The sequence below is a fragment of the Collinsella sp. TF05-9AC genome, from assembly GCF_003438495.1.
Classification (GTDB): domain Bacteria; phylum Actinomycetota; class Coriobacteriia; order Coriobacteriales; family Coriobacteriaceae; genus Collinsella.
Genome location: NZ_QSSH01000003.1, coordinates 41,965 through 59,345, shown reverse-complemented (window position 1 = coordinate 59,345; position 17,381 = coordinate 41,965). Strand labels below are relative to the sequence as shown.

Below are 17,381 nucleotides of genomic sequence, written 5' to 3'. Positions count from 1 at the left end.
ACGCTAGTTTTCCGCAACCTTAACGAGCGGCTCGCTGCGATTTGCGCCACAACAGATACGAGTAGACGTAGACGGCTCCAACCGAACCAAACGCCAGAGCCGCAATCACCGCGGCGACGACTTCACTCGAAAGCACGCTGCCTGCCACGCCCATCACAATCAGGCCAATACCCAGCACCATAAAGCAGGCGCCGCCAAAACGCTGCGTACGGCGCCAGTTCTCGGGATCGGCAAGCGCCCAAGGTGTCTTGATACCGAGCGTATAGTTCTGCTTCACACGCGGCAAGTAGTTGCCTACGCCGATGAACAGCAAACCGACAACACCGGAAATAAGCACGTTAACCGAACCGACCGCCGGCACCACGCCCCAGACCGTAAGCTCTCCCAGCCAGCTTATGGCGCACATGAACAAGGTGAAGGCGATTACGAAGCCCTGGTAGAACTTGCCCGAGGTTCGATATGCCTCACCTTTGGGGTCGATGCGCGGCACCACGCAGAACATTGCGAGAAGCGCCAGAGGCAGCACGCCGAGCGCGGAGGCCATCCAGCTAGGACCCCAACCGTCGACGGCGCCGTTCGCGCCCCAGTGCGTGGGAATCTGCGCAGGCAAGCTCGGCATCACCATGAGGTGCGCTACGACATTGGCGACGCACAGAGCGACCAGCGCAATCCACACGCGCGACGATACCCCCGTGGGGTGAATGCCCTTGTTTTCGTTATTCATCCTTATCACCTTCCGTGTTTGTAAAGCCCATAAACCAGCCGATCAAGTCCTGCATGACGGTGGTGTTTAAGCTGTAAACGATGTTTTGGCCATGACGTTCGTCGGTCACCAACCCGGCGTTTTTGAGCGTCGCCAAGTGATGGCTCAGCGACGGCTTACTGATATCGAAATGCTCGGCAAGCTCCCCCGCCGTGCAATTGCCCTCGCGCAGCAGTTCCAAAATGCGCCGTCGCGTTGGATCGGCAAGCGCCTTAAAACCCTCTCCCGGCATAAGACCTCCTCTCATCATCTCTCATGACGCGCACACTATACTCGATATTTAGATGTTTGTCTAACTATCTAATCGCAATGCTTCAAACCACATCAAAGTAAACGCCATCGCAACCTATGGCGATTACCTATAATGACGATAGCTAAAACACGATTCGCTTCCCCATCGGAGGATGTCTATGACCGAAACCGCTGCCGCTCTCGTCGAGACACGCGACACCAAGCTCGAGATCATCATGGGCCGCGAGGCACTCGATAAGCTCGCCGATGCTACGGTGCTGATGCTCGGCTGCGGAGGTGTGGGGTCCAATTGCTGCGAGGCGCTCGCCCGCGGCGGCATTGGTCATTTCGTCATTCTGGACAAGGACATCGTCGCGCCCAGCAATATCAATCGCCAGGCTATCGCCTTTCACAGCACCATCGGCAAGCGCAAGGTCGATGTTATGGAAGCCATGATCCACGACATTAATCCCGCCGCCACCGTTATCAAACGCACCGAATACCTGCTGAGCGACAACATCGACGAGTTCTTCGCGAGCGTTTTGGAGCAGACGGACGGCAAGCTCGACTACGTCGTCGACGCCATCGACACCATCTCGGCCAAGCTCACCATTGCCAAATATGCTCAGGACCACGACATTCGTTTGGTTAGCTCCATGGGCGGGGCCAACAAGCTCCATCCCGAGTGCCTCCGCTTTGCCGACATCTTCGATACGGTACGTGACCCCATGAGCCGCATTATGCGCAAAGAATGCAAGAAGCGCGGCATCAAGAGCCTGCACGTACTGTTTAGCTGCGAGGAATCGGTTAAGACACAGCCCCGCGACCCTTCCAACATCCACGAGCGCACCGAGCTGGGAACCGCCAGCTTTATGCCGCCCATCATGGGCCAGATGATCGCCGGCGAGGTTATCCGTCAGATCAGTGGTCGCGGCACCGAGCGCGTGCGCGCCGACGGCCAACGCCTGGACTAGCGGAGCGCGCCGAGATGGAGTCCCGGTTATTTGATGCACACTGCCATCTTGATTTAATGGCTCACCCGGACGCCGTTGCCGATGAGGCAACGGCGCTGGGCTTGGGTCTATTTGATTGCGGCGTCGATCCACGCGACTTCGCTAGCGCACACGGGCGAACCCGTCGCCTTCCTACCGTCATCAAGGGCATCGGCCTCCATCCCTGGTGGCTCGCCGACGGCCGCTGCGGTCCCGCCGAAGTCAATCTGCTTTGCGAAGTTGCTGCCCAAGAGCGCTACATCGGCGAAGTCGGGCTCGACTTTTCCGCGCGCTTCGCTGGAAGTGAGCCGCTACAAATACAGGCACTTAACCGGCTCTGCGATGCACTCGTGCAGCATCCTCTTACCGGGCGCGTGATATCAATTCACGCCGTTCGTTCGGCAGGAGCCGTACTGGACGTCCTCGAATCGCATGGACTACTCATCCCAAACCCCGACTCCCCCGCTATCATCTTCCACTGGTTTAGCGGCACTTCGAACGAACTCGCCCGCGCGCGAAACGCAAACTGCTATTTTTCCGTGAACGAGCGTATGCTCGCCACCAAGCGCGGTCGCGAATATGCCCGGCAGATTCCACTCGACCGTCTACTGCTCGAGACCGATGCGCCAGCCAAACCAAACACAGAAACAAGCGCGCAGTCGCTCATCAGATCGCTCGCAAGGACCTCGATGCGCATCGCCTCACTCAAAAACTGTGACGCAAAGCGCATCGAGTCGGCAGTTTTAACAAATGCGCACTCTGTTTTTGACCTTCGCTAACCCCTGTGGGCAAAAATGCCAAGGGGCATGCAAATCGCACAACGCAGTCCCTATTTTGGAAGACAGTACAATTCGGCAGCATTACACCAATTCGTGCATGAGATCACGGTTGCGTGCATACAATTCGTCAAAGATATGACGGCGCGACGCATATAACTCGTGGGCAGTCATATCAGGCACGATTGTTTGCGCAACGCCAAGGACTTGGGCGAGCTCATCCCATGATGCATAGGCGCCACCTGCGAGAGCTGCCATGATGGCATCACCGAAGCATGCGCCCACCGTAACCTTGGCAACCGAGACCTCGCGCCCGCATACGTCGGCGATAGCCTGCATCCAAACTGGATTCTTGGTTCCGCCTCCGACAAGCATAATGCGCCCAATTGGCAGTTCATGCTCTCGCTCGATAATGTCGACATGGGATGCAACGGTATACGCGACGCCTTCCAAGGCGGCGCGAACCATATGGGCTCGTGTATGCCTTCCGGTCAGGCCAAAGAAGACGCCACGCGCCTCGGGATCGTTGAGCGGAGTGCGCTCCCCCGCAAAGTACGGCAGACACAGGAGCCCATCGGCACCCGGCGCCACACCGGCGGCATCATGCGCCATAACCGAATATGCATCGGGGCCACCGTGGCCCTCGGCCTCCACGGCGTCGCGATACAGCTCTTGGCGCAGCCACGATGTGAGCGCACCCGCAGTATTGGTCCCCGCGCAGATCCCGTAAGTTCCGGGAATGATAAACGTCCCTGGCCACAGGCGGGCATCATCGACCATATGATCAGCTAGATAGATGAAATACGCCGTACTCCCCAACTGAACCATCATATCGCCGGGACGAAATACACCCGTCAAAATGGCCTCGGCACCAGAGTCGCCCGTTCCCACTAAGACAGGTGTCCCTGCCGCGAGCCCCGTCGCCTCAGCCGCACGCTGAGTAATCACCCCGGCAATATCGGTAGCCGACATTACCTCCGCCATCTGGTCAGGCCGGCAGAAACGAGCACATTCCCGAGCATCAACCTTCCAAGTGAAGCGGTCGTATAGGGGAAGAAAATCCTCCGCCAAATAACGGTCCACCGTAAAACGCCCCGTCAACTTTGCGCACAGAAACGATGACGCCGTCAGGAACTTCGCGGCACGTTCGTGCACCTCGGGCATATTCTCCTTAAACCACAAGATCTTGGGAGCAATATCTGACGAACAGGGATCGTGCCCGAAAAGCTCGCGTGCGCGATCTGTCCCATATTCGGAAAGAAGCTCGTCAATCTGCGGTTTCGAACGTGCATCGACTCCATACAAAATCGCGGGCGCCAGCGCGTTGCACTCGGTATCGACCGGCACACAGTCGCAACCCAATGCGGAAAGGCCCACGCATCCGATCTGTGCCGCGTTAACCCCCGATCGCGCCACCAGCTCGCGCGACAAGCGGCAAAAATCGCCCCACCAAACGGCCTCGGCATCATGCTGGTACCATCCGTCACACGGGTTGTCCGTCTCATGTCCACAAGAGGCTTGGCAAACGATGTTGCATCGATCATCGATTAAAACGCCTTTAGAGGCGCTTGTCCCAATATCAATACCCAGATAGAGCGCCATAGGTGCCTACTCCCCTCGCGCCGTACGGGCGGCAGCCATAAAACGAGCTACCCGCTCAACATCAACCGGGGCATCTAGCTTTCCGTCGCGCTTTAAGCAGGTGCCGACAAACGCGCCATCGTAGTGAGCAAATACGTCAGCCACGGTATTTTCGCGACAACCGGTGCCACATACCACGGGCACTTCGCCAACACGCTCACGGACCTCATCGGCAAGCTCGCCCGAAGCGCCACGACCGGCAGCCGAACCGCCGATGACCATCGCATCCGGTAGGCAATTAAAGAGAAGCGAATCGGCAATGTCCGCAGTCGTGCGGTCGTTGAGATAAACCTCTCCCTCGCTCGTGATGAAGTGAAAAAGCTTGAGGTCGTCCAAGCGCAGCGCCGCCTTGCGACGCATGGTGTGCGCGAAATCTCGGTTAATCAGCCCGAGATCACCGGCCCAGGCACCGCAAAAAATACAGCGCGTGAACTGCGCATCGACGGCAGCGCACAGCTCGATTGTGGCATCACCATCGTAAATAGCCTCAGCTCCCCAAGGAGTCGACAGATCATGGGACAGAGCCCCGATTACATAACCCATCGATGCAAGGGTTGAGGGAGAAACGTGCTGCTCATAGGGCATCGAGAGCTCATTGGTAATCAAAATGCCATCGACACCGCCCTGCTGCAACGCCTCGAGATCGCGCTTGGCGGCTTCCACGACCTGTGACACGCTTCCGCCCGGGTAGTACAGTGGATCGCCCGGCAGAGGACGCAGGTGCAGCATTCCGATAACCGGCTTTTCGGTCTTGAACATCGAAGTTAGAAACGACATAATGTGCTCCTTCATAGGGTTATTGCAGGGACGTTACTCCCCCAGCACCTCGATGTACACTTTTCGCTTCTGCGGACCGTCAAACTCCGCAAGATAGATGTTCTGGGCACCTCCGCACACGATGTGGCCATCTTGAACGGGAAAGAAGCAGCTGTTTCCACAAATCATGCTCTTGATATGCCCACAGGAGTTGTTGCCGGTGGCTCCATAGCTCGGCAGGAAGTGTGCATGCGCATAGGGGGCATCGAGTGGGGCGATGCGATCAAGCGTCTCCATAAGATCCGTCTCCACGCAGGGCAGCCCCTCGTTTACCACGATTCCACAGGTCGTATGCGACAAAATAATCGCTGCCAAGCCATTGGTCACCGAGCTGCGTTCGATGGCAACGTGCACGTCCTCGGTAATATCGATGAACTGGTCCGGAGCAGTCGATAGATAGCTCAATATCTCGAGCGTCACCATGTTTACTCATCCCCTTCAAGAAAACGCAGGGCATTACCCCAGTAGAGCCTTTCTCGCGCATCATCGCGCATGAGCACGGTATCGAGCGCCCGCTTGAGTTTGAATGCACGGAAACGCGGCGTATTGCTGGCGAACATCACTTGATGCGATAGCGCGCGCTCATACCACAGCGGCCCCATATCGACCGTGAAAAGGCGCTGCATCATCTCCTCGGGCGAATCGATGTAAGTGATAGAGGTGTCCGTGTAGCAGTTGGGATACTTGAGCAGCATCGCCACGGTCTCGCGCACCCAGGGCCAGCCAAAGTGGGTCAAACTAAAGCGCACATTTGGATACGTTGCGATTGTGTGCTCAAATGCAAGCGGGTTACTGCGCGAGAGCTCTGCGCCCGGCTCCCAAGACATACCGGCATGGAAAACCACCGGCTTGTTATAGCGCTCGCACAGCTCGTAAAGCGGCTCGGCCACAGCATCATCGGGGGCAAAACCCTGCTTTGCCGGATGCAGGCAAAGCCCCTTTGCCCCCAACTCGGTAAAGGCGCGCTCCAATTCGTCTGCGGCACCGCTCACCTGCGGATCTACGCTCGCAAATCCCCACAGACGATCGGGGTGCGCGGCAACCAGCATGGCAATCTGGTCATTGGTGCCAAAGTGTCCTCCGCATGCCGTGGTTACATCGAGCGGCATGAGCACGCTCTTCCGCACGTCGCAGACGTCCATCTCGACTTGAAGCTCATCCCAATCCATGGGGCCCATATGCCCCATACCAAATTCTCGTGACCAAAAACCGAATCCATCAGGCTCATCACCCGGCGTACAGATCTCGCTGTAGAGCATGGGCTGAACCAACATGTCGATAACCATTTCGTACTCCTTTCCAGGCATTTGGCCCTAGTACGGCTCAAACGAACCAATCACTCGGGACGACAGTTCAGCGCCCGCCTTCATACACGCCGGAATATCAAGGCCATCGATCACGCCCTTGGTAAACCCGGCAATATACGAGTCGCCGGCACCCACGGTGTTAACGACCTTCTCCGCCGGCACGATCCCGCACTCATAGAAGCGCTCGCCGTCAAAGGCAATGCTTCCCTTCTCGCCAAGCGTGGCAACCGCAACGCGCGGCCCCAACTCCTGTACGTGACGTACCCAATCACGTAGCTCCGAAGTGTCCTCTTCAAACGACATGAACGCATAGTCTACGTAAGGAAAATGAGCCTCACATGCATATTCGGGATCCTGGCTGAACACCGAGAAGTCCATAACCACCGTCTTGCCCGCTTCATGCCATTCGGGCAGGAGGTCCAAACAATTGCCAAACAGGTCGGTATGAATGATGTCATGCTCCAGGATAAACGCCCGGTCGTCTTCATTCGGTCGATATGTCTCCATTACGCCATCGATCGCCTCGAGATGTACGCGATCGACGCCGTCTTTCAATGCCATGAGCATCACCGAGGTGTCGCCATCCTCCACCCGCAGATGTGAGATATCGAGCCCCTCGGCGGCCAGCGCCTCTCTCATCTTGTCTCCGTACTCGTCCTTGCCGACAACCGACACGGCAGATACCGAAACGCCCATTCGTGCAAGATGGATACCCCAGTCAATGCCATTGCCAGTCGGATAGAACACGCCGATGTTTTGATAGACGTCCGCGCAGCAAAATCCAGCCGCACACGCTTTAATACCCATGGTCTTCTCCAATGTACAAAAGGGGACCCACCACATGGCGAGCCCCCTTTTCGCGTTTCGCTCATTGTTTTGCATCGGCTGTCCAAAGCCTCATAGCCAGACCGCCGTACGCTTTCTTAAGCTATTCGACGATTGGTGCTCCGTGGCCCCAAGAACCTTCCATGCCGCACACGGTCGAGGCAAACCCGGCAGCAAAGTCGAGCGCGCGCTCGATGGCCTCGGCGCCATCCTCACCACGCTTGGCGGAATCGAGATAGCACATCAAAAACGAGGTGAGGAACGAGTCGCCCGCCCCCATGGTGTCCTTCATGTCCGTTACCGGTTTAGCCAGCTGGCGGTAATAACGCTCGCCGTCGTAAGCAATGCAGCCCTCGGCGCCCGCCGTAGCCGACACAAAACGCGGACCCAGGCCCTTCACCCATGCCAGACGCTCGCGAATCTCGTCCTCACTCGCGGCATCCGCCGCACTAAAGAAAGCGAAATCGACGTAGGGTGCAATCTGCTCGTAGTACTCGTCGGTGGAGTCATCCGAAAAGTCAAATGAAACCGTGACGCCCGCGGCCTTCAACTTGGGCAGTTCGCGCTCGGTAAAGCAATAGTTGCCAGAATGAACCACATCGAACTGCTTCATATACGCCAGATCAAAGCGATCGAGGACATAGCGCGCATCGCCACGGATACCGCCCTCGTTGGAGCCGAGGAAGACACGGTCACCGTCAACGACGGTCACGCGAGCCGCTCCGTTCTCGCCAATCATCTGCTCGCACTTGTCAAGCTCGATACCCTCATCCTCGAGGCTTGCAATGACATGCTCGGCAGCGGCGTCATTGCCAAAAATGCCCATGTATGCAGAGCGTGCGGCACCGCATTTCTTGGCATAAACGGCGAAGTTCACCGCATTGCCGCCAGGATACATGGTGTGGATATGCTCGTAGCGATCGACGACGTTGTCGCCAAATCCGAGCGCGTTAACGTTAAATGCCATGGTATTTACCCTTCTAGTACTCGACGACGCCCATGTAGCGACGGAAATCGGGATCATGGTCAAACACCTTGCCGCGTGCGGCACGCAGCTCGCAGTTCATGGCGTAGAACAGCACCGGGTCCAGATAGGCACGGACGCTCGCCGGCACGGCTTCCATACCGTACTCCTTGGCATCGAGCACCATCAGCGTATCGGTATGCGTCTTAAGGAACACCAGGGCGCGCTCGTCCATAGCACGGCACTCGCTGGAGCCCATCTGCAGGAAGTAAAAAACGCCATCCTGAGTAGCCTCGAAGGGGCCATGGAAGTACTCGGCAGAGTGAATGTAGCTGCAGTGCTGCCACTGCATCTCCATAAGAGAGCAGATAGCGAAACCGTAGGTCTGGCTAAAGTTGGGACCGCTGCCCAGAATATAGAAGAACTCGTGCTCCTGGCAAAGCTTGGCAAAGCGATCGCCCAGCTCGGCATTTACCTTCTCGCGTGCCGGGGGAAGAATCTTATCCATCTCGGCGATACCGGCATACATATCGGCAAGATCGGCGTAGCCCTCCTGCTGATCGAGCAGCTCTGCCGCAAGCGACAGCGAAATGCCAGCGGGGACCTCGGCCTGCGGCACGCCCTCGCCCCATGGGTAGACCCACGTGGTCCACTTGCCGGAGTCAATCTTGGATCCAGCGTTGTCGGTCTGGGCGATCACCGTAGCGCCAGCAGCAAGGGCAATCTCGCAGCCCTCGACGACCTCGGGGGTATTGCCGCTGTGGCTGCAAGCGATGACCAGGGACTTCTCGCCCAGACGACGTGGACGCATAATGTCGAATTCACGCGCGGTATAGATATACGAAGTGAAGGTGGTAGCCTCGCGCTGCAGAAGCTCATGAGCCGGGATCAAATCGATCATGGAGCCACCGCAAGCAATCCAGTAGACGCTGTCGAACTTGCCCTTCTCGGCAATTGCCTCTTTAATCAGATCGTGTGCGTTCATATCCAGTTCCTTTCTTGTTTGGCCCGCAATCAATGACGTTGGTTGCGTGGCCGATGGTTGTTTTAGTCAATCAGATATTTCTCGAATGCGGCCATGTTCTTGGCATCTGCGGCCGCCGGGTCATCGTAGTAACGACCGTCCGTGATTTCCTGGCCCAGCATGCCGTCGAAACCATGGGCGTTGAGCGTGGCGACGAAGGCGTCCATATCGTGCTTGCCATCGCCCCACACCAGATGGCCATACGGGTCACCGTCGATAAAGTGCATCTCGTGAATTGCCCCATCGCCAAAGGCGGCAAACCAGTCCTCGAGCGTCTCGCCTGCGACGCCCATCGCGGTTGTATCAACCATGGGCTGTAAGTACGGGCTCGCGACCTCGTCAATCATGCGCTTCGCATCGGAAACCGTCGTCACAAGGTTGCTCTCCTCGGGACGCAGGCTTTCCATCGTAAGCACCAGACCGTGCTCGCCGGCATACTCCGCCAGAATGGACAAGTGCTCGCGGCTGCGCTTCCAGGCTTCCTCGCGGTCCTCGTCCCAGTCGCCCCAGCCCGAGTTGATGGACATACGGTCGCACCCAAGTACCTCGGCAAGTTCAATGCCGTGTTTAAAGTACGCCAGGCTGCGCTGTTCATGCAGCGGCTTGCGTGCGCAGTACTGCCAAGGATAGACAACATTCTCGGGGCACAGAGTACGATACCTAAGCCCACGGTCTGCAGCCTTTTTCGCCAGGACCTCAGCCTCAAAGTAGCCCGTATGGTCGAGCGTCACATGCGGCTCTGCACACCACAGCTCAATGGACTCAAAGCCCAAGCGCTGCTGCACATCAAGGAAGTAATCGAGCGACCACATGATGTAGTGGATATTCATGCCCGCAATCTGCTCGCGACGCAGCGTCGGTTTGGATTCAGACATCTTATGCCTCCTTATTTCGATCGAACACGATTTGTCCGTCCGACATCGTCATATCAACCGCAAGATCGCGTGCGTCGCGATAATCGAGGTCAAACACATCCCGATCGAGCACGCAGATATCGGCAAGCTTGCCGACCTCGAGCGTACCCAGCTCGTCTTCGCGCATCAGATCGTACGCGCCCCCGGCAGTCCAAGCGCGCAAGAGCTCGACAAGCGTCAGCGTGTTGACCTCATTCACAGGCAGTCCGTCGGCGAAGAATCCGCCGCACGCGCTGTAGATTGACTCGCCCAGGCTCGGAATCAGCAGCGGCAAATCCGTTCCACAGCACACTGTGCATCCGGAATCTTCCATGCCGCGGCGATTCCAGCTGTGCAAAAGTCGCGTCTCGCCAATTTGTCGACGCATCATCGATAGGCAATCCTCGCGCCGGTCCAGCGTTAGAATCTGCGGATAGACCTCGCAAATTCCACCTAACTTGCCAAACTCGACAAGATCGGTCGGGTCAGAGTTCTCGAGATCGGTAATCGCATGGCGGCGAAGCATCCGTCCATGCTCGTCTCGAGGCAGCGAGGCATAGAGCGCCACGGTGCGACGAACGGCGCCATCGCCCTGGCAATGCAAGGAATATCGGAAGCCGTCAGCATCAATTGCACGCAGCTCGCTCTCAATCAGATCCCACTCTGGTTCCTCGACGACCGTCTTGCCGGCAGCGCCCGCATCGGCCGTGTCCTCATAGGGGTCAATCATCTCGGCAAGCCCCGCCCATACGCCGCGATCGGTCATACGGTTGAAGCCAGAAAAACGAACGAACGGTCCCCGGAAGCGCTCTCGCGCCTCGCGGGCATATGCCAGATTTGCACCGGCGCCCACCGGCTGCGACATCATAGAGACGCGAACCGTCAGCTCACCAGATTCCTCACGGCGAGCCATTTCGTCGGCAAAGCCGTAGTAGTCATCAAACGCCATTTCCTTGATGGCGGTAACGCCACGCTCGTTAAGCATGCTCATGTAGTCCGAATACCCGGCACGCACCTCGGGCAGCGCGAGGAAATCGCTCATCATGCGCCAGATCTTCTCGGCATAGCACGCCTGGGGCGTAAAGCCGTATCGCGCACTGGCGGCAGCATTGAGAACACAGGTATCCGCGCCCGGTGTAAAGCAGACGACGGGGATATCGCCAAAACACTCGTCAAACACAGCTGCTGTATTTGCGTTCTCGGCATCCGATGCCAACGTTTCGGGTAGGTTGTGGCCAAAAGCCGCCGCGCAATCCGGACGATCTTCTTTCCATGCACGCAAGAGCAACACGGCCTCTTTGGCATCAGCGATGCCGGACAGATCAGGCCCCAACGTCCGCAGCGCCCAGCCTGTATAGAAGGTATGCACATCGATCAGGCCAGGCATGACGGTGCGGTCGCCCAGGTCAACTACCTCGTCCGCCTGGGTCAAATACGAAGCTAGCTCACACTTGGTGCCAACAGCCTCAATTCGATTGCCACGGACCGCTACGAAACCTTCAAACGGCAGGTCCCCCGTACCGGTAAAGACGCTCTTAGACGTCAGGACCGTCAAACGATCAGACATCACAACCACCTACGCCGGAAGCATGCCGGAAATGGCAGTAATGACCAAGCCAAACACGACCATGAAGATGAAGAACTTCCAAATGGTCTTCCACCATTGGCCAAACGAAATCTTAGCCACGGCAAGGCCGGCGACCGTCATACCCGCCACGGGGCTGATGGTGTTGATGGTCTGGTTGGCAAACTGGAGCGCGGTGACGGCCGCCTCGGGATTGAGGCCCATGAGCTCGGTCAGGGGGCCCATAACGGGCATGGTGAGCGCTGCCAGGCCAGAACTCGAGGGAACCAGCAAAGAGAGCAGGCCAAGGACGACATACATAAACGTGGTGTAGACGGCGGCGGGTGCACCGGCGAGCGCGGTAGCGAGCGCCTGGAGGATGGTGTCGATGATCATGCCGCCCTCGGCGATGACCAGAATACCGCGAGCGATACCGATAACGACGGCAGCGTACGCAAAGTCGGCGAGACCCTTAACGAACTCCTCTGCGATCGTCTGCTGGTCAAGGCCGCCCAGGATACCGGCAAGCAAGCCCATGCCAAGGAACACGGCGGAAATCTGATTCATGTACCAGCCCTGGGTAACAAGACCCCAGACGATAATGCCCATACCGCAAGCAAAATCGATAAGCACGAGCTTCTGACGGATCGTGAACTCTTCCTCGATGGAGGCATCGGTCACGGAAAACTCAATACGCTTGAGCTTATCGTCCTCGTACACAATGGACGACTCGGGGTTTTTCTTGACGCGCATGGCGTAGCGCATGGCCCATGCGATACCGACGGCAGTGAAGATGACCCAAGAAACGGCGCGCAGCCACAGTTGCGGATTACCCTCGATGCCAATGATGCCTTGGGCGATCAAAACATTAAACGGGTCGATGGTCGAAGCACAATATCCCAGGTTAGGACCAAGGAAGCAGATGATGAATGCCGTCATCGAGTCATAACCGATACCCATCATGATGGGAATGAAGATGGCATAGAACGGCAGGGCTTCCTCAGACATACCAAACGTAGTGCCGCAAATGGACAGCAACGTCATCGTGATGGGAATGATGAGGATGTCCTTGTTCTTGAGCTTTTTAATCACACGGCTCATGCCGGCATTCAAAGCGTTGGTCTTGGTGATGATCGCGAACGATCCGCCAATCAATAAGACGAACGCAACGACGTCGGCAGCCTCTTGGATGCCCTTGGTGGGCGCTTGCAGAACCGCGAAGATATCCTGGCCCAGATTGATGGTCTCGCCGGTCTCGGAATCGGTGTAGTTCTTATCGACCTGTTCATAGGTTCCAGCAACGGCGACTTCACGCTCGCCCGCCGCCGTCGAAATCGTCTTGCGTTGATACTGACCAGAGGGAACGATCCAAGTCAGGACCGCAAAGACAACGATCAGCAAGAACATGATCGTATAGACATGCGGTAATTTGAACTTAAAACGTCTGTTTGTCTTCTTCGCCTTCGTATCTGACATAGATACCTCCAAAGAACTCGAGACTGCATCGCATCTCGCTTCAACGTTTGCACAATGCAAACGTTCTATGACGTCCCATAGATTACCAGCAGCTTTTTCCTTCATCAAGATAATTTCAAACTGATTGCCGCAACGCGGTTGAACGGTCGCGTTTGCGCCATGAACGGTATGGAAACGCCCGGTGAGATGATCCACCGGGCGTTTCCATTCGCAATGTCCTAGATGTCAAAAACGTAGCGAGACCCAACGATCCGCTGACGACCGATGATAAACGGCCGCCGCTGCTCATCGAAAAAGAAGGCTTCCATATAAAACAAGGGTTCGCCAACGGGAACTGCCAACAGTCGAGCGACCTCGGGCGACGCGCACGCGATCTCGAGCGTGCACGGGTCGGTAAACGCGGGCGTGCGGCCCGTCCGGTTGCGCACGAACTCAAAAATGGATTGGTTAGATAGAGGTGCCGTTGATAGATAGGCGTTGTCCTCGTAAACATATATGTTGTTCTCGAGCATGACAGGGACGCCATCGGCAGTGCGCACGCGCTCAACGCAAATCAAGTCAGTTCCAACGGGAACACCAAAGAACTGCGCTTCGGTGGAATCCGCCGGCAGTATCTTTCTCGAAATGACACACGCCCCCGGTTCCATTCCGTTAACGCGGCATGCGTCCGAAAAACTCTGGACGTCATCCTTCTGGCGAATCTTGCGCTTGAGCTTGGGGGCATTGACAAACGTGCCTTTCCCCTGTCGCTTCGTTAGATAGCCCTGCTGGACGAGCTCCTCAATAGCGCGTCGCACGGTAACGCGGCCAACTTTATAGCTCTCAGCCAATTCGAATTCGTTGGGTATCCGCGCGCCTGCCTTGTAGGCGCCGGAGTTGATTTCGTTTTTAATGATATCAATGACCTGTTGGTACAGCGGTATCGCTGCTTTACCGTCAGTTGGCCCTTCAGTCGGTGGCATATACCCTCTCCCAGCACAATTAATTCTAAAACAGGCTTAAGGGCATTCAACAAGTCCTTAAGCCCGCATTAGCTTAAAGTATGCTAGGTGTCGCACCAAAATGTCGGGTATTTACTCATCAGACCCGAAAAACGCGCAACTACCGCGCTCCTAAGAAAGCGTGAGCAGCTCCGGCAACTGGTCGATAATCTTGTCCGCGGCATCCTGGCTAAAGCCAAAGCGCTCCTCGCGCTTGGCAATGACTGTCAGACCGGCTCGCTTGCCGGCAGTGATGCCAGGCACCGAGTCCTCAACGCAGCAGCAGCGATTCGCGGGCAGCCCCAGCAGATCCAGCGCATGCAGGTAGATGTCGGGCTCGGGCTTGCTCTCCTTAAACTGCTCGCCGCTCACCACATACTCAAAGGCATCCGACAGCCCGCATGCGTTGAGCACTTCCTCGATGCTAACCATGGGAGACGAGCTGGCAAGCGCCACACGAACGCCACGGCGCGGCAGCTCTCGAATCGTATCCACGGCGCCTGGGTTAATCAAAGCCTGATAGTCGCGCGGACGTTTATGCGCCCACTCGTCCCAACGGGCCAACGCTTCCTCGCCAGTGAAATGCCCCTTACCGGCGCGCTCAAACCAATCGACCAGCATATGCAGGAAGAACTGATGGGAGGTACCGACCTGCCCATTCAACTCCTCTTGAGTCAGATTAAGCCCCAGCTCCTTGGCAAACGCGGCAGTCTCGCCCAAGTAGTAATACTCGGTATCGACAATGACGCCGTCCATGTCAAAGATAACGGCGTCGAACGGAAATGCGGACACGGCACCCTCCCTAACAAAAGGACGCCCGCGAGCAGGCGCCCGAATCATGCATTAATCGGCGATTCTAGCCCAGCAGCTTATCCAGCGCCACCGCAATACCATCTTCGTTGTTATTGGTGGTCACCATCTGGGCCACAGCCTTAACCTCATCGACGGCGTTTCCCATGGCAACACCGGTGCCGGCCCACTCGATCATGGACTTGTCGTTCTGGCCGTCGCCAAACGATACGACCTCGCTGGCATCGATGCCGAGCTTGGGCAGGGCACCCTCGAGCGCGCAGGCCTTGTCGATACCGGGCGCCGTGTACTCAAAGTACCAGTCGGCCGTAAACATGCCCGAAAGCGTCTGCTTAAAGGGCGCATACATCTCCTCGTAATGCGCCTGCAGGTATGCCGGGTCGCCCGCAGTGAGTAGCTTGTCCACGGGATAAGCATCAGCGACCTCATGCAGGCTCTCCACCTCGCGAATCTTAAGATCGCACGCGTCGCGCTCATACTTGACGATATTCTTCTGCGAGCCGTCAGGCAGCGTGATCATGCAACGGTACGAGTCCTCGACGTGCAAATCGCGACCGAGCGAAATCATAGGGATCACGTCAAAATTACGCAGGTGATCAATCAGGCGATGCAATTCGTCGGCAGGCATAGCCTGATCGAACAGCACCTCGTCGGTCTGAGCGTCGACCACATGCGCGCCGTTAAAGGCCACCAGCAGACCGTCATGGTTTTGAAGGTCGAGCTCCTGCGCCAAGGCGTGCAGCCCCCATGCGGGACGGCCCGAAGCCAAGATGAGCTTAATGCCCGATTCCTGCGCCGCGAGCAGCTTCTTGCGCGTACGCGAGCTAATCACTTTCTGGTCGTTGGTGAGCGTACCGTCGATATCCATCGCGATGGCTTTGATTGCCATATGTGCCTCCTTGCATCGTTTTTATCGCGCACTATCTTATCCGAGCCGGGGCACGTTCGCACAGCGCGCGTATGACGGTTGCAAAACCACCCCATTTGAAACAAAGGCAAAAAAGTACTTGCAAAGACGCGTTCCGACATATAAGTTGATAAAAGACCGCCGTTGCGGTTTTAAGTAGATCGAGCATATGAAGTTTGAGTTTTAGCGTGTAAGAGAAGGAAGATCGGCAAAGTACAACCCCAAACGCAATGACAACTTAATGAGGTAACTGCCACATGTGAGGCACCCAGGGCATTGCTGTCTCGATTTTGAGCACGATGCCTTCCGCCTTGCATGGGCCGTTCCATCCCGCCCCTGCAGCAACTGCCTCACGGGCTCATTGAAAACCGCATAGCACCCCAACGTCAGCACATCACCCACGGCAAGCACATCACTCACGACAACCAACACATCAACAAACAGCACGAACATCAACCGATTGGAGAAGCTATGACAAACCACCACGCTGAAGACAGCGATAAGAAAAGCATTCTGGATGCCCGAATTGAGCGAGCATATGCAAACGAATATGATGCCGCCTTTGCCGCCGCGACCATCAAGAACTACGCGTCGCTACCGCTCGCGACGATCTTGGCCGACCATCCTCAACTGCTGAAGCGCTGCACAAAGATCATGGGCGACCCCGACATTCGCAAGCTGACAGACCCCTATGCCCCAAAACGCGACAACGATTCGCACGTTCTTACCGTAGGCTGCCTAGCCCATATGCTTACGGCGCTCGACACGAAACTCAAGCTCGAATGGGAACCCGACGAGCGTCATGAACTCGAAAGCAAGCGGAACACCCTGCGCACCGCACTGTTCCTTCCGCTGGACGGCCTCAAGCGCTGCAACGTCGAGCTCAATACACAGGCGCTGCAAAAGCCCGGGACCACGGGGCAGAAAACCCCAAGACCCCATGCGGCCATCGTCGACCGCAACCGATATAACCGCATGACCGCGCACTTTTCCGCCGAGGGAGCAGCCATAAGGACGCTGATCGACCTGCTGTGCCTCCTGAGCATCAACGAGCTATTTGAGGGCTATCTCGCCCTTGTTCCCGCGACGGCACCCAAGTCGGTAGCAAAGATCATCGAGACCTGCAGACGCCAGTTTGAGCGCCATCGCAATGGCAGCGAGATGAACGCCAGCATCGCGCAGTACTACGCGGCTCATTACAAAAATGACGGATGTGCCCCTGTCGAGCATCAGCTGCGGCTCGCCTACACCACGCCCGCCGCAACGCTCCATCGCTTTGGAGCCTTTGGTGCTTGCGAGCCGCACGAACAGGCAGCCTGCCCCACAACCGAGCTCGATCTCAGGCTCGGACGAGCCCTGTAGCCCGCCAGCCCCCCCGCGGGCAACAATCCTATTCCACGACACAACCAACA

At 57.0% G+C, this 17,381-nt stretch carries 18 protein-coding genes; 3 read left to right on the top strand and 15 right to left on the bottom strand.

Annotated features, from left to right (window positions below; all coding sequences use genetic code 11):
* Positions 1 to 19: 19 nt before the first annotated feature.
* Both DXC52_RS01700 and DXC52_RS01695 read right to left on the bottom strand, forming a co-directional pair.
* A complete protein-coding gene (locus DXC52_RS01700) occupies positions 20 to 724 on the bottom strand; it encodes an SdpI family protein (protein ID WP_117745883.1) in 705 nt (234 codons plus the stop codon).
* The gene (locus DXC52_RS01695) at positions 717 to 995 is read right to left on the bottom strand and encodes an autorepressor SdpR family transcription factor (RefSeq protein ID WP_022094448.1); all 279 of its coding nucleotides are present in this window, start codon (positions 993 to 995) and stop codon (positions 717 to 719) included. Before DXC52_RS01695 ends, DXC52_RS01700 begins: the two co-directional genes overlap by 8 nt.
* A 178-nt stretch (positions 996 to 1,173) precedes the next feature.
* Here DXC52_RS01695 and DXC52_RS01690 point away from each other — a divergent pair, with 178 nt between their 5' ends.
* Both DXC52_RS01690 and DXC52_RS01685 read left to right on the top strand, forming a co-directional pair.
* Complete coding sequence (locus DXC52_RS01690) at positions 1,174 to 1,968, top strand: ThiF family adenylyltransferase (RefSeq protein WP_117745882.1); 795 nt, start codon at positions 1,174 to 1,176, stop codon at positions 1,966 to 1,968.
* A gap of 14 nt (positions 1,969 to 1,982) precedes the next feature.
* Complete coding sequence (locus tag DXC52_RS01685; protein ID WP_117745881.1) at positions 1,983 to 2,765, top strand: TatD family hydrolase; 783 nt, start codon at positions 1,983 to 1,985, stop codon at positions 2,763 to 2,765.
* An 81-nt stretch (positions 2,766 to 2,846) separates the two neighbouring features.
* Here the strand turns inward: DXC52_RS01685 and DXC52_RS01680 are convergent, their stop codons facing one another.
* The 13 genes from DXC52_RS01680 to DXC52_RS01620 form a co-directional block, all read right to left on the bottom strand.
* Positions 2,847 to 4,364 (bottom strand): FGGY-family carbohydrate kinase, encoded by a 1,518-nt coding sequence (locus DXC52_RS01680; RefSeq protein WP_117745880.1) that lies wholly within the window; start codon positions 4,362 to 4,364, stop codon positions 2,847 to 2,849.
* 6 nt (positions 4,365 to 4,370) lie between these two features.
* A complete protein-coding gene (locus tag DXC52_RS01675) occupies positions 4,371 to 5,180 on the bottom strand; it encodes a BtpA/SgcQ family protein (protein WP_233504726.1) in 810 nt (269 codons plus the stop codon).
* A 33-nt stretch (positions 5,181 to 5,213) separates the two neighbouring features.
* Positions 5,214 to 5,642: a secondary thiamine-phosphate synthase enzyme YjbQ gene (locus DXC52_RS01670; RefSeq protein WP_117745878.1), complete on the bottom strand. Its 429-nt coding sequence runs from the start codon at positions 5,640 to 5,642 to the stop codon at positions 5,214 to 5,216.
* Positions 5,643 to 5,644: 2 nt separating this feature from the next.
* Positions 5,645 to 6,505, bottom strand: coding sequence for an amidohydrolase family protein (locus DXC52_RS01665; RefSeq protein WP_233504724.1), 861 nt, complete (start codon positions 6,503 to 6,505; stop codon positions 5,645 to 5,647).
* A gap of 27 nt (positions 6,506 to 6,532) precedes the next feature.
* Positions 6,533 to 7,333, bottom strand: a complete 801-nt coding sequence (gene frlD / locus DXC52_RS01660; RefSeq protein WP_117745923.1) for a fructoselysine 6-kinase — start codon at positions 7,331 to 7,333, stop codon at positions 6,533 to 6,535.
* A gap of 121 nt (positions 7,334 to 7,454) precedes the next feature.
* Positions 7,455 to 8,318 carry a PfkB family carbohydrate kinase gene (locus tag DXC52_RS01655; RefSeq protein ID WP_006234359.1) on the bottom strand — a complete coding sequence of 288 codons (864 nt, stop codon included), beginning with the start codon at positions 8,316 to 8,318 and terminating at the stop codon, positions 7,455 to 7,457.
* Between the two features lie 13 nt (positions 8,319 to 8,331).
* Entirely contained in the window at positions 8,332 to 9,300 is a 969-nt protein-coding gene (locus DXC52_RS01650) for an SIS domain-containing protein (RefSeq protein WP_117745876.1), read from the bottom strand.
* 62 nt (positions 9,301 to 9,362) lie between these two features.
* Entirely contained in the window at positions 9,363 to 10,214 is an 852-nt protein-coding gene (locus DXC52_RS01645; protein ID WP_117745875.1) for a sugar phosphate isomerase/epimerase, read from the bottom strand.
* A 1-nt stretch (position 10,215) separates the two neighbouring features.
* On the bottom strand, positions 10,216 to 11,799 hold the full coding sequence (locus tag DXC52_RS01640; RefSeq protein ID WP_117745874.1) for an amidohydrolase: 1,584 nt from the start codon (positions 11,797 to 11,799) through the stop codon (positions 10,216 to 10,218).
* Between the two features lie 9 nt (positions 11,800 to 11,808).
* A complete protein-coding gene (locus DXC52_RS01635) occupies positions 11,809 to 13,272 on the bottom strand; it encodes a YfcC family protein (RefSeq protein ID WP_117745873.1) in 1,464 nt (487 codons plus the stop codon).
* Positions 13,273 to 13,490: 218 nt separating this feature from the next.
* Positions 13,491 to 14,234, bottom strand: a complete 744-nt coding sequence (locus tag DXC52_RS01630; RefSeq protein ID WP_117629749.1) for a GntR family transcriptional regulator — start codon at positions 14,232 to 14,234, stop codon at positions 13,491 to 13,493.
* A 150-nt stretch (positions 14,235 to 14,384) separates the two neighbouring features.
* A complete protein-coding gene (locus DXC52_RS01625; protein ID WP_308196326.1) occupies positions 14,385 to 15,044 on the bottom strand; it encodes an HAD family phosphatase in 660 nt (219 codons plus the stop codon).
* 64 nt (positions 15,045 to 15,108) lie between these two features.
* Complete coding sequence (locus DXC52_RS01620) at positions 15,109 to 15,951, bottom strand: Cof-type HAD-IIB family hydrolase (RefSeq protein ID WP_117745871.1); 843 nt, start codon at positions 15,949 to 15,951, stop codon at positions 15,109 to 15,111.
* 489 nt (positions 15,952 to 16,440) lie between these two features.
* Between DXC52_RS01620 and DXC52_RS01615 the strand changes: the two genes are divergently transcribed.
* On the top strand, positions 16,441 to 17,331 hold the full coding sequence (locus DXC52_RS01615; protein WP_117745870.1) for a hypothetical protein: 891 nt from the start codon (positions 16,441 to 16,443) through the stop codon (positions 17,329 to 17,331).
* Positions 17,332 to 17,381 lie beyond the last annotated feature (50 nt).

Bases quoted from the DNA above. Each gene is read 5' to 3' on its own strand.
- DXC52_RS01700 (WP_117745883.1), bottom strand. From the start codon at position 724: ATGAATAACGAAAACAAGGGCATTCACCCCACGGGGGTATCGTCGCGC.
- DXC52_RS01695 (WP_022094448.1), bottom strand. From the start codon at position 995: ATGCCGGGAGAGGGTTTTAAGGCGCTTGCCGATCCAACGCGACGGCGC.
- DXC52_RS01690 (WP_117745882.1), top strand. From the start codon at position 1,174: ATGACCGAAACCGCTGCCGCTCTCGTCGAGACACGCGACACCAAGCTC.
- DXC52_RS01685 (WP_117745881.1), top strand. From the start codon at position 1,983: ATGGAGTCCCGGTTATTTGATGCACACTGCCATCTTGATTTAATGGCT.
- DXC52_RS01680 (WP_117745880.1), bottom strand. From the start codon at position 4,364: ATGGCGCTCTATCTGGGTATTGATATTGGGACAAGCGCCTCTAAAGGC.
- DXC52_RS01675 (WP_233504726.1), bottom strand. From the start codon at position 5,180: ATGTCGTTTCTAACTTCGATGTTCAAGACCGAAAAGCCGGTTATCGGA.
- DXC52_RS01670 (WP_117745878.1), bottom strand. From the start codon at position 5,642: ATGGTGACGCTCGAGATATTGAGCTATCTATCGACTGCTCCGGACCAG.
- DXC52_RS01665 (WP_233504724.1), bottom strand. From the start codon at position 6,505: ATGGTTATCGACATGTTGGTTCAGCCCATGCTCTACAGCGAGATCTGT.
- frlD (WP_117745923.1), bottom strand. From the start codon at position 7,333: ATGGGTATTAAAGCGTGTGCGGCTGGATTTTGCTGCGCGGACGTCTAT.
- DXC52_RS01655 (WP_006234359.1), bottom strand. From the start codon at position 8,318: ATGGCATTTAACGTTAACGCGCTCGGATTTGGCGACAACGTCGTCGAT.
- DXC52_RS01650 (WP_117745876.1), bottom strand. From the start codon at position 9,300: ATGAACGCACACGATCTGATTAAAGAGGCAATTGCCGAGAAGGGCAAG.
- DXC52_RS01645 (WP_117745875.1), bottom strand. From the start codon at position 10,214: ATGTCTGAATCCAAACCGACGCTGCGTCGCGAGCAGATTGCGGGCATG.
- DXC52_RS01640 (WP_117745874.1), bottom strand. From the start codon at position 11,799: ATGTCTGATCGTTTGACGGTCCTGACGTCTAAGAGCGTCTTTACCGGT.
- DXC52_RS01635 (WP_117745873.1), bottom strand. From the start codon at position 13,272: ATGTCAGATACGAAGGCGAAGAAGACAAACAGACGTTTTAAGTTCAAA.
- DXC52_RS01630 (WP_117629749.1), bottom strand. From the start codon at position 14,234: ATGCCACCGACTGAAGGGCCAACTGACGGTAAAGCAGCGATACCGCTG.
- DXC52_RS01620 (WP_117745871.1), bottom strand. From the start codon at position 15,951: ATGGCAATCAAAGCCATCGCGATGGATATCGACGGTACGCTCACCAAC.
- DXC52_RS01615 (WP_117745870.1), top strand. From the start codon at position 16,441: ATGACAAACCACCACGCTGAAGACAGCGATAAGAAAAGCATTCTGGAT.